Genomic DNA, 12368 nt, shown 5'->3' with positions numbered 1-12368 from the left:
CATGAGCAGTCGCTACAACGCCGCCGACATCGAAGTCCTTTCCGGCCTGGATCCGGTCAAGCGCCGCCCCGGCATGTACACCGACACCGCGCGCCCGAACCACCTGGCGCAGGAAGTCATCGACAACTCCGTGGACGAGGCGCTGGCCGGCCACGCCGGCGAGATCGAGGTCACCCTGTACAAGGACGGCAGCTGCGAAGTCAGCGATGACGGCCGCGGCATGCCGGTGGATATCCATCCGGAAGAGAAGATCCCCGGCGTCGAGCTCATCCTCACCCGCCTGCATGCGGGCGGCAAGTTCAGCAACCGCAACTACACCTTCAGCGGCGGCCTGCATGGCGTCGGCGTGAGCGTGGTCAATGCGTTGTCGAAGAAGGTCGAGATCTTCATCAAGCGCGAAAGCAACGAGTACCGGATGGAGTTCCGCGACGGCGATGCCGCGTCCAGGCTGGAGACCGTCGGCACGGTTGGCAAGAAGAACACCGGCACCCGCCTGCGCTTCTGGCCGGACCCCAAGTATTTCGATACGCCCAAGTTCAACGCGCGCGCGCTGCGCCATCTGCTGCGCGCCAAGGCCGTGCTGTGCCCGGGCCTGACCGTCAAGCTGTATGACGAAGCCACCGGCGAGCGCGACACCTGGCACTACGAGGACGGCCTGCGCGATTACCTGAAGGGTGAAATGCAGGGGCGCGAGCTGCTGCCGCCGGACCTGTTCGTCGGCCAGTTGAAGAAGGACACCGAAATCGTCGACTGGGCCGTGGCCTGGGTGCCGGACGGCGAACTGGTGCAGGAAAGCTACGTCAACCTGATTCCGACCGCCCAACACGGCACCCACGTCAACGGCCTGCGCAGTGGCCTGACCGACGCGCTGCGCGAGTTCTGCGACTTCCGCAACCTGCTGCCGCGCGGGGTCAAGCTGGCCCCGGAAGACGTCTGGGATCGCGTGGCCTTCGTGCTTTCGTTGAAGATGACCGACCCGCAGTTCAGCGGCCAGACCAAGGAACGCCTGAGTTCTCGCCAGGCCGCCGGTTTCATCGAGGGCGCCGCCCACGATGCCTTCAGCCTGTGGCTGAACCAGCATGTGGACCTGGGCGAACGCATCGCCCAGATCGCCATCGAGCGCGCCGCCGCGCGCCTGAAGACCGAAAAGCAGGTCGTGCGCAAGAAGGTCACCCAAGGTCCGGCCTTGCCCGGCAAGCTGGCCGACTGCATCAGCCAGGACCTGTCGCGGACCGAACTGTTCCTGGTCGAAGGCGACTCGGCCGGCGGCAGCGCCAAGCAGGCACGCGACAAGGACTTCCAGGCGATCCTGCCGCTGCGCGGCAAGATCCTGAATACCTGGGAGGTCGCGTCCGGCAGCGTGCTGGCCTCGCAGGAAGTGCACGACCTGGCCGTGGCGATCGGCTGCGACCCGGGCAAGGAAGACATCTCCGGCCTGCGCTACGGCAAGGTGGTGATCCTGGCCGATGCGGACTCCGACGGCCTGCATATCGCGACCCTGCTCAGCGCCTTGTTCCTGCGCCATTTCCCGGCGCTGGTGCAGGCCGGACATGTGTTCGTGGCGATGCCGCCGCTGTTCCGCGTGGACGTGGGCAAGCAGGTGTTCTACGCGCTCGACGAGGAAGAAAAGCGCCTGCTGCTGGAGAAGATCCAGCGCGAGAAGATCAAGGGCGCGGTCAACGTCACCCGCTTCAAGGGCCTGGGCGAGATGAATGCCTCGCAGCTGCGCGAGTCGACCATCCATCCTGACACCCGCCGGCTGGTCCAACTGACCGTCGAGGATGGCGACCAGACCCATTCCCTGATGGACATGCTGCTGGCGAAGAAGCGCGCGGGCGAGCGGAAGAGCTGGTTGGAGACCAAGGGAGATCTGGCTTCGCTGGAAGTCTGATTCCTGGCGGTTTCATTGCCCGGGGCCGTGGCGACGACGCTGACATGACTGTGCCGGCAAGTGACCCGCGGTGCGGCTTCGCTGGGAGTCCCATTCGCCCTGCCTGACATCGGGCATGCCTGTCCCGGCATGTAGATGCCCCGATCTCCTGGTCATGAGCAACTCAATCCCTGGAGCGGTGGCATAGTTGGCCGTACCCGCCGACCACCTCCCTCGCCCCTTCCGTCGGCGGCACCCACGCACCGGCAGGGCTCATCGACCTGTCGGTGACAGGCCAGCGCGACAATGGCAACATCACCCCACACGACTATCAATGTTCCTGGGGAGGAACCGTGTCTATCAATGCATGGAAGTGGGGCCTGCTGGGCGGCCTGCTGGTGGCGCCTGCCTGGGCGCAGGTGATTCCGGTCGAGGATTTTTCAAAGCGGTTCGACTATTCGGACCTGGCCCTGTCGCCGGACGGAAAATATCTGGCATTGGCAGTGCCCAACGAGGAAGAAACGGAAACCAAACTGCACGTGCTTCGGCTGGATGGTGAGGGGGAAACCAAGGTGCTCCGCTTTGGCAACCAGCAGCATGTCTCGAATCTGCTCTGGTCGGATGACGATACTTTTGTCGTAGCCCGTGCCGAGAAGCTGCCCCTGCGCGAGCAACTGGTCAGCAGCGGTGAACTTTGGTCATCCAACGTCGACGGGAAGAATCAGAAGCCGTTGTTCGCCTACATCCCGGATGACCTGGTTCGTTCGGGCCGTCGCAAGGACGAGGGATTTGCCTACGTCGAATACCTGCTGCCCAACGAACCCGGGAAAATCCTGGTGAACTTCGTGTGCTGGAATTGCGGCGAGGAACCGCCGACCGTCATCTTCAAGGTGGACACGCGAACCGGCAACCGCACCGAGGTGGAGCGTTACAACAAGCGGGCTTCGTTCTATTACGACCAGACCGGCGAAGCCCGCCTCCGGGTCAGCCGCGACAAGAGCGACAATCCGGTCCTGCACTACCGCCCCACCAAAGGTGCCGACTGGCTGCCGGTACCGGCCACGCTGGCGGGCTACACCATGGGCCCCCTGATCTTCGACAAGGACAACAATACTGCCTATGCCGAGATCTCGGACAAGCGCGAGCCGACCAAGTTCTACCGGCTCGATTTCGCCGCCGGGACCCGTACCCTGTTGCAGGGTCGCGACGACGCAGATATCGGGCGCATGCTCATCGGTGGCTATGCCGGCGTACCATTCGGCATCACCTACCAGGCCGACAAACCCGCCATCCGCTATTTCGACACCAACTCGGAATGGGCCAAGCTGCATGCAGGGCTGATGAAGGCCTTTCCCGGCCAGATGGTGTCGTTCAACAGTTTCAGTCGCGACAACAGGAATGTACTTTTCCTGGTGTGGTCCGATCGCAATCCCGGGGCCTACTACCTGTTCAACCGGGACACCAACAAGGTACGCCTGGTCGGAGAACTCATGCCTTGGCTCAAGGCGGAGAAGCTCGCGCCGGTCCGTCCTTTCGAATACACCTCCAGCGATGGACTCAAGTTGTTCGGCTTCTATACGGCAAAGGCCGGCGTCAGCGGCCCCCAGCCAATGGTCGTGATACCGCACGGCGGCCCCTATGGCGTCGCCGATGCGTGGGGATATGACCGGGACGCCCAGTTCCTGGCCAGCCGCGGGTACGCGGTGCTGCAGGTCAACTATCGCGGGTCGGGCGGACGTGGGGAACGCTTCCTCACCAGCGGCTACAAGGAGTGGGGCGGCAAACTCGTGGACGATGTGGCCGAAGGCGTGAAATGGGCTATCGACAACAAACTCGCCGATCCCAATCGCATCTGCGTCTTCGGCGCCAGCTACGGCGGCTATGCCGCGTTGCAAGGCACCATCCGCTACCCGGATCTGTACAAGTGCGCGATCGGGTACGTGGGCGTATACGACCTGGAAGTGATGTACAAGCGGGACATCCTGAGCGGTACACGGGACGGCCGCGCGTTCCTGTCGCGGACGCTGGGCGATGACATGGACCATCTGATCGCCATGTCTCCCTCACGCCATATCGATAAGATCAAGGTGCCCGTGTTCCTGGCCCAGGGCACGCTGGATCGCAAGGTCCCGATGGAGCAGTTCAACAGCCTGAAAAAGGGGTTTGACAGACAAGGCATTCCAGTCGAAACCATGGTGGCGTCCGGGGAAGGCCACGGCTTCGTCAAGCCGGAGAACGTCAACGAACTGTACAGGCGGATCCTGGCTTTCCTCGACAAGAGCATCGGGCCTGGCACCGGATCTGCCGCTGCGCCAATGCCTGCCGCGGCGACGACAACGAAAAATTGACTTCAGCGATGCGATAACGCCCTGTCACTCCGGCAGGGCGTTTTCTTTTTGGCGGCACATCCCTACACATTCGGGCTCGAAGAGGAATACTTCCTGGTCCGCCGCAATCGTCGGCGCCTGCGGCACATGCCGCGGGCGTTCTTTGAGCGGTGCCACGAAGCGCTGGGCGATCGGGTGGGCAGCGAACTGCTGCAGACCCAGGTGGAGGTGCAGACCAACGTCCACCACGATCCACGCGAGGCACGACGCGACCTTCACCACCTGCGCCGCACGGTTGGCGCCGTCGCGGCGGAGCATGGCCTGGCCATCCTCGCCGCAGGCACGCATCCGATGGGCCTATGGCGCGATCAGCGCAGCACCGACAAACCTCACTACGATCGGGTGATGGAACAGTTGCAGATGCTGGGCCATCGCAACCTGGTCTGCGGCCTGCACGTGCACGTGCAGCCAGCCGATACCTCCGCACGCATCGACCTGCTGCGGCGCCTGCAACCGTTCATGCCACTGCTGCTGGCGATCAGCACCTCTTCGCCGTTCTGGATGGGCCATCCGACCGGGTTGATGGGCTACCGGCAGACCGCCTACCAGGAAATCCCGCGCACCGGCCTGCCGCCGCTGTTCGCCAACCAGGCCGCCTATGATCGCTACGTGGCGCGGATGGTGCAGTCCGGCACCATCGAGGACGCCAGTTTCCTGTGGTGGGCGATCCGCCCCTCCCTGCGCTTTCCCACCCTCGAGTTGCGGGTACCGGATTGCTGCACCGATGCCGATGACGCGCTGGCGCTGGCGCAGCTGTTCCGTTGCCTGGTCCGTCATCTGGAACACCATCCGGAGCGGCATGCCGGCCTGGACGCCGGCGTGCAGGCGATCGTCGCGGAGAACCTGTGGCGGGCGCAGCGCCACGGTTACGACGCTGGCCTGATCGATCTGGCCAGCGGCCGATTGGTGCCGGTGCGCGAGATGCTCCGCAATCTGCAGCAGGTATTGGAAGAGGACATCGTTGCGCTGGAGGCCGGCGCAGCTTTCGAACAACTGTGGAAGACGCTCCAGCACGGGACCAGCGCGCACCGGCAGCTGGCGATCTACCGCGAGCGCCGCAATGCCGGCGAAGGCCGCCTGGACGCGCTGCAGGCGGTCGTGGACTGGCTTGCCGACGCCAGCGTGCCGGTGGCGCCGGAGGACTAGGAAGACTCAGCCCGGATCGGCGCGCTTCACGCTGGACGGCGGGATGCGGTGGGTCGGCTGCAGTTGCGCGAAAATCGCCGCCGACGCCATGGTGATCAGGCCCACGCAGACGAAGGTCCAGCGGAACGCCGACAGCGCCTGGCCCTGCAGCGGATGCAGGACGATGTTGCCGAACACGCCCAGCAGGCTGCCCGCCAGCGCAACGCCGATGCTCATGGCCAGCATCATCGTCATCGACAGCAGGCTGTTGCCGCTGCTGGCCAGATCGCCGTCGAGATCACGCAGGGCCAGGGTATTCATGGCGGTGAACTGCAGCGAGTTCACCGCGCCGAAGATGGCGAAGTGCAGCAGGTGCAGCCACAGCGGCTGTTCGGCCGATATCAACGCGAAGCTGGCCATCGCCAGCCCCACCAGCACGGTATTGCCGACCAGCACCTTGCGATAGCCCAACCGCTGCACCAGCGGCACCACGATGCGCTTGGAGAACATGCCGGCCAGCGCGGCCGGGATCATCAGCATGCCCGCCGACATCGGCGAAAAGCCCAGGCCGACCTGCAGCATCAACGGAATCAGGAACGGCATGCCGCTGCTGCCCATGCGCGAGAACAGGTTGCCCAGCAGGCCGATGCTGAAGCTCGGCACCCGGAACAGCGCCAGCGGGAACAGTGGCCGCGGTGCGCGCGCGGCGTGCAGCCAGTAGGCCACCAGCCCGGCCAGTCCGAACACCAGCAGCACCACCATCGCGCCGCGGCTCCCGGCGTGGTCGGACAGGCTGTCCAGCGACAGCGACACCGCCACCATGCCGAAGGCCAGCAGCACGTAGCCGAGCGCGTCGAAACGCACCCGCGGGCCACGCAGGTCCGGCATCCAGCGCAGCGCCGCCACGGTGCCCAGCACACCCAGTGGCAGGTTGATCAGGAAGATCCAGTGCCAGGAGGCGACTTCCACCAGCCAGCCGCCGAGCGTGGGGCCGATCAGTGGCCCGATCAGGCCCGGCACGGTGACGAAGCTCATTGCCGCCAGGAAATCCTTGCGCGGCACCGCGCGCAGCACCGCCAATCGTCCCACCGGCAGCAACATCGCCCCGCCAATGCCCTGCAGCACGCGCGAGGCCACCAGTTGCGGCAGGTTCTGCGAGAACGCGCAGGTCAGCGAGCCCAGGGTGAACAGGGTCACCGCGGCGATGAATATCCGCTTGGTGCCGAAATGATCCGCCAGCCAGCCCGATGCCGGAATCAGCATCGCCACGGTCAGCGCGTAGGCGACCACCACGGCCTGCATGCGCAGCGGCGACTGCGCGAGATCCCGCGCCATTGCCGGCAACGCGGTATTGACGATGGTGCTGTCCAGCATCTGCATGAACACCCCCGCCGCCACCAGCCACAGCAGCGGCCGCAGGGCGATGTCGGGTGTTTGCGGACCGGGGGCGTTCATGGGTTCATTGTGCCCGCGCCGGTCCGGCGGAAGGATGAAGGCCACGGAGCCGCCGCGCGCTCACGCCGCCTTCTGCCGCGAGACCACGAACACGCCGGACATCACCAGCACGGTGCCGGCGACCTGCCACGGCCCCATCGGTTCGCCCAGCAGCAGCAGGCTCAGCACGATGGTCGAGACCGGGCCGATCATGCCGATCTGCGCGGCCAGCGCCGAACCGATGCGCGATACCGCCATCATCACCATCAGGACCGGCAGCACCGTGCAGACGGTGCCGTTGAGCAGCGAAAGCCACCACACCGGCGCCGGTACCGCCAGCAGATCCGCCGGCGGACGCAGCAGCAGGAACTGGCCGATGCACAGCACGCTGGCCACGCTGCTGGCATAGGCGGTCAGGCGCACCGCCCCGACCCGGCGCACCATCTCGCCGCTGCCGACCAGGTAGATTGCATAGGCCAGCGCGCTGCCGAATACCAGCAGGCTGCCCAGCGCGATGTTGCCGCCACCCAGCGACCAATCATGGCCGAATGCCAGCAGCACGCCTGCATAGCTGATCGCCAACGCAACCAGCTGCGCGCGGCTGGCGCGGCGACGGAACACCAGCAAGCCGATCGCCAGCACCAGGGTCGGGGTGAGGTAGAGGATCAGCCGCTCCAGGGTGGCGGTGATGTAGGCCAGCCCGGCGAAGTCGAGGAAGCTGGCGAGGTAATAGCCGAAGAACCCCAGGCCGACGATCCTGAGGCCGTCACCCCGCGCCAATGGTTCGGCGCGGCGGGCGGCCCAGGCTCCCATCAGCAGGAAGAACGGAAACGCCACCAGCATGCGCAGCGCCAGCAGCGTGATCGCATCCACGCCATATCGGTAGCCGAGCTTGACGATGATGGCCTTGCCGGAAAAGGCGATGGCGCCCAGTGCGGCCAGTGCGAATCCGCCCAGCAGCGGGCGCGGCGCGGCGGCGCCGGAAGGCGCCGCCTCCGGATCCAGTACCGCGCTGGCGGATTCGTCCTGCTGTGCCTCGTCGTCCTGCCCGACCCTGCTCATCGGAGAGCGGGCGCGGCGGCGCGGAAGCGAGGAAGGCGTGACGCGTGGGGGGAAATGCGCTCAACCATGCGCGCATTCTAAACCCGGCGCGATTTGACCAGGCCGGTCGGCTCAGGCCGGATGCACCGTTCCATCCGTCGCCGCCGCGACATCCGGCTTCCGGCGCATGGGGGGCAGGTGCCAATAGGTCAACGCGCGCCACGCCCATTCCAGCGGGCCATAGCGGAAATGGCGCAGCCACAGCCAGCTGAAAGCGACCTGCAGGGCGAACACCACCGCCACGAACGCCATCTGGCCGGGGCGCGACAACTGCCCCCAGTATCCCAGGCCGTAGCCGAAGAAGAACAGCGTGCTGATCACCGATGCGCCGATGTAGTTGGTCAGCGCCATCCGGCCCGCGAAGCCCAACGGCGCCAGCCAGCGTGCGGCGCGCGTGCCCAGCAGCAGGATCATGCCGGCGAAGTAGCCCAGGCACAGCAGCAGCGCGCCGATCTGGAACAGCGACATCGCGGCCATCCGCGTCGGATCGCGCCCGCCCAGGCCATCGCCGGGAAAGCTTGGCACCAGCCACACGCTCAGCAGGGTGATCGCCATGCCGATCGGCAGGGTCCATGCCGCCAGCCGCCGGAACAGCACCGTGTGTTCGCGCAATCGTGCCACCACGCCGGAACGGACGAACCAGAATCCGATCATGAACATCGGCAGCGCCATGAAACTCAATCCGGCCGCCTGCGGCATGTCCTCGGCAAACTTGTCGGCGCGGTAACGGACCGCCTCGGCATAGCTGCCGCGGCTGTCGATGCGGATTTCCTCCACCCGCTCCTTCGCTCGCTCGGCCAGGCGTTCCTGGCGCTTGGCCGCCTGTTCGGCGGTTTCCGGTGAGCGGATCTGCGGATACACGGCGGTAACGCCGGCGCCGATCAGGCCCAGCACGAACATCAGCGAATACAGGGTCACGCCCCACTTCCAGTAGCGCGCCACGCTGCCGCGATGCAGGAAGAACATCATCACGCCGACCAGCACCAGCAGTATCAGCGCCCCGACCACGGCATCGGACTTCAACACCACCGCCATCGCCGCGAACGACACCAGCAGGCCCAGCCAGAGTTTCCAGTTGCGGGTGACCACCAGCAGCAGCGCCAGCGCGGTAATGGCGTAGTTGTGCAGGATGTCGCCGGTCCAGACCAGGACGAAGTGCGCGCTGCCGAACAGCAGCAGGCCCAGGATGCGACGCAGGTACGGGGCGAGGAACGGGCGCCCACGGGTTTCGGCGCGTCCAAGCATCACCGCGAAGCCGATGCCGAACAGCAATGAGAACAAGGTCCAGAACTTGCCCTGCACGAACACGTACACCAGCCAGCTCACCGCGTAGTCGATGCCGTGCAGCGACGGATCGATGCCCCTGCCCAGTTCGCTGATCGGGCGGGTGAACCATTCGATGTTCATCAGGAAGATGCCGATCAGGGCGAAGCCGCGGATGATGTCGAGCGCGGCGATGCGTTCTCCCGAATCGATGGGCCTCAACGCGGCGCCGGAATCCACGGGCGCGGCGGCGGTGACGGAAACATCCTGCTGCATGGCGGCTCTCCTGCCTGTACAGGCGCACCATAGCGCCGGCCACGGGGAGGCTCAGGTGCCGGACGTCACCCAACCGTCGGCACGGCCCGCCGCCGGTCGGCTCGCCCCGTCCATCGCCTCAGCGCATCAGTACCACTTCCTCGGCCGAGGTCGGATGGATGGCGATGGTGTCCTCCAGATCCCGCCGGGTGATGCCCCGCCGGATCGCCACCGCGAAGCCCTGCAGGATCTCGTCGGCGCCCTCGCCCAGCAGGTGCAGGCCGACCACCTTTTCTTCCTCGCCCACGCACACCAGTTTGAACAGGCTGCGCTGCGGCGAGTCGGCCAATGCATGCAGCATCGGGCGGAAGCGTGCCCGGTAGACCCGTACGGCGGCATCGCCGAAGCTCGCGCGTGCTTCCTGCTCGGTCAGGCCGACCTTGCCGATGGGTGGATGCGAGAACACCACGGTGGCGATGTCACGGAACTCCAGCCGCGACTCCGGCTTGCCACCGTACAGGCGGTCCATCAGCCGGCGCGCGGCGGCGATCGCCACCGGCGTCAGCGCCGGGCCGGCGGTCACGTCGCCCACCGCGTGGATGTTCGCCACGGTGGTGTCCTGCCATTCGTCGACCCGCACGTAACCGCGCGCATCCACCTCCACGCCGGCATTCTCCAGGCCAAGGCTGGCGGTGCTGGGCACCCGGCCGGTGGCAAAGAACACCTTGTCGAAGGAATCGCTGCGTTCGCCGTTCGCGTCGACCAGCACCACCTTGCCGTCACCGGCCGGCCGCAGTTCCGCCAGCGTATGGCCGAAGTGCGCGCGCAGGCCGTGCTGGCGGTTGTCCTCCAGCAGGTCCGCGGCCAGTTCGTGATCGAATCCCTCCAGCAGGCGCTGGCCACGCACGAACAGTTCCACCTGGCTGCCCAGCGCCTGCAATACGCCGCCCAGTTCCACCGCGATGTAGCCGCCGCCGATCAGCGCGACCCGCGCCGGCGGATCGCAAAGCTGGAAGAAGTCGTCGGACACCCCGCCCAGTTCGGCGCCCGGCACCGGCGGACGGCGCGGACGGCCGCCGGTCGCGAGCAGGATGCGCTCGCCCCGCAGTCGCGCGCCGTCGCTGTTCTCGACGGTATGCGTGTCGACCAGTTGGCCGCGGCAGGGCATCCAGACGATGCCGCTTTCGTCCAGCCGCTTGCGGTAGCTGGTGTGGATGCCGGCGATGTAGCGCTGGCGATGGACGATGAACTCGCGCCAGTCGAGCGGTTGCGATTCCAGCTTGAATCCCAGTTGCGCGGCCAGCGCGATGCGCTGGGCGGTATCGGCGGCCAGCCACATCGCTTTCTTTGGCACGCAGCCGACGTTGACGCAGGTGCCGCCCAGATCCGACGGTTCCAGCAGCGCCACCCGGGCACCATGGGCGGCGGCGCGGAAAGCGCCGGCAAGCCCGCCGGAACCACCGCCTATCACGATCAGGTCGAAGTCGGTCTGCGGGTTCATGAAAAACGCTCCGGTCGATAAGGAAGGGGATCGATGGCCGGCGTCCGGCCGATGATCAGATCGGACATCAGCTGCCCGGTCGCGGCGCTCATGCTGATGCCGAGCATGCCGTGGCCGGCGGCCAGCCAGAGCCGTTCGTGGCGGGGAACCCGGCCCAGCAGCGGCAGGTCGTCCCAGGTCATCGGCCGCCAGCCGCACCAGCGTTCCTGCACGACCTCGCCCACCGGATCACGCAGGAACTCGCGCGCGCCGCGCTCCAGCGCGGCCAGCCGGACTTCGTTGAGGCGGTCGTCGTAGCCGGAAAATTCCATCGTGCTGCCGAGGCGGAAGCCGCTGTCCCACACGGTGACGCAGACCGAGCGGTCCTTCAGCACCAGCGGCCGCTTCGGCACCCGCTCCGGACGGCTGTAGGTCACCGAGTAGCCCTTGCCCGGCTGGATCGGAATACGCAGGCCGAGCCGGCGCGCGAATTCCGGCGTCCACGCGCCGAGCGCGAACACCGCTTCGCGGCCGTTCCGCGTTCCCTGCGAGGTATGGATCCGAACCCCGTCGCGGTCATCCTCGAAACCGAGCACGCGGCAGCGGATTTCGATTTCCCCGCCGCGTTCGCGCACCACCCGCGCGAGTTCGGCGACGTAGCGGTCCGGTCGCAGGCGCGCGTCGCCGGGAAACCGGATCGCACCGGCAACACCTTCACGCACGGCCGGCTCCCGGGCCTCGTAATCGGCGCCTGCGATCACCTCGCTGGCGATGCCCATGCGCCGCAACGATTCGCATTCGTGCACATAACGCTCGAAATTGCGTGGATCACGGAACACGTAGTCCAGTCCCTCCTCCTGGAACTCGCATTGCAGCGGGTAGCGTGCGACCCATTCCGCCAGCCGCGCGCGTGAATCGTCGAGCAGCGCGGCTCGCGCCCGCGTGCTGTCCTGCCAATCGCGCGGATTGCAACGCGCGGCGAAGTCCAACAGCCATCGCCATAAGGCGGGATCCACGCGCGGTTTCAGGTACAGCGGCGCGTCCGGCGTCAGCATCCAGCGCAACGCCTGCTTCACCACCCCGGGCGCGGCCAGCGGTGGCGCATGGCTGGGGGTAATGGTGCCGCAGTTGCCATGCGAGGCGCCGGCGCCAATACGCTCGCCCGCTTCGAGCACGCGGACCGCGCGGCCGGCTTCCAGCAACACCAGCGCGATCGAGAGGCCAATGGCCCCCGAACCGAGAATGAGAATCTCCTCCCGCCGGTGATTCACGCGCGCCACCTGTTCATCGGCTGCCGCCATGCGAACGCGCACGCCCCACCGCATGGCCGGTTTTCCATACGGCGTCAGCCACTACGGACATGTCAAGCGTAATCCGGAAAAGGTAAGCGTCATTTTCTGTCTTTCTTCACATGGTTTCTATTGACACCAATTGTCCTGCGACAACATCGTTG

The 12368-nt window shown here is 66.3% G+C and carries 8 protein-coding genes; 3 read left to right on the top strand and 5 right to left on the bottom strand.

Going from position 1 to position 12368, the window contains the following annotated elements; genetic code table 11:
• The first annotated feature begins 1 nt into the window (after position 1).
• The 3 genes from parE (at position 2) to FG323_RS17750 (ending at position 5403) form a co-directional block, all read left to right on the top strand.
• Complete coding sequence (gene parE / locus FG323_RS17760) at positions 2-1891, top strand: DNA topoisomerase IV subunit B (RefSeq protein ID WP_141456056.1); 1890 nt, start codon at positions 2-4, stop codon at positions 1889-1891.
• A gap of 332 nt (positions 1892-2223) precedes the next feature.
• Positions 2224-4218 (top strand): prolyl oligopeptidase family serine peptidase, encoded by a 1995-nt coding sequence (locus FG323_RS17755; protein WP_141456055.1) that lies wholly within the window; start codon positions 2224-2226, stop codon positions 4216-4218.
• Between the two features lie 48 nt (positions 4219-4266).
• Positions 4267-5403, top strand: a complete 1137-nt coding sequence (locus FG323_RS17750; RefSeq protein WP_181444281.1) for a carboxylate-amine ligase — start codon at positions 4267-4269, stop codon at positions 5401-5403.
• A gap of 6 nt (positions 5404-5409) precedes the next feature.
• On the opposite strand, the gene mdtD is transcribed toward FG323_RS17750, so the two are convergent.
• The 5 genes from mdtD to FG323_RS17725 all read right to left on the bottom strand — a co-directional run bounded on the left by mdtD (position 5410) and on the right by FG323_RS17725 (position 12216).
• Complete coding sequence (mdtD, locus tag FG323_RS17745; RefSeq protein WP_141456053.1) at positions 5410-6837, bottom strand: multidrug transporter subunit MdtD; 1428 nt, start codon at positions 6835-6837, stop codon at positions 5410-5412.
• 60 nt (positions 6838-6897) lie between these two features.
• Entirely contained in the window at positions 6898-7878 is a 981-nt protein-coding gene (locus tag FG323_RS17740; RefSeq protein ID WP_141456052.1) for a DMT family transporter, read from the bottom strand.
• A 111-nt stretch (positions 7879-7989) separates the two neighbouring features.
• The gene (locus tag FG323_RS17735; protein WP_141456051.1) at positions 7990-9456 is read right to left on the bottom strand and encodes a DUF418 domain-containing protein; all 1467 of its coding nucleotides are present in this window, start codon (positions 9454-9456) and stop codon (positions 7990-7992) included.
• Positions 9457-9574: 118 nt separating this feature from the next.
• A complete protein-coding gene (gorA, locus tag FG323_RS17730; RefSeq protein WP_141456050.1) occupies positions 9575-10936 on the bottom strand; it encodes a glutathione-disulfide reductase in 1362 nt (453 codons plus the stop codon).
• Positions 10933-12216, bottom strand: a complete 1284-nt coding sequence (locus tag FG323_RS17725; RefSeq protein ID WP_141456049.1) for an FAD-dependent oxidoreductase — start codon at positions 12214-12216, stop codon at positions 10933-10935. Before FG323_RS17725 ends, gorA begins: the two co-directional genes overlap by 4 nt.
• Positions 12217-12368: the final 152 nt, after the last annotated feature.

Source organism: Pseudoxanthomonas sp. z9 (assembly GCF_006542425.1).
Taxonomy (GTDB): domain Bacteria; phylum Pseudomonadota; class Gammaproteobacteria; order Xanthomonadales; family Xanthomonadaceae; genus Pseudoxanthomonas_A.
Note: the sequence above shows the minus strand (reverse complement) of the source record. Positions and strands in the feature narration are given on the sequence as shown.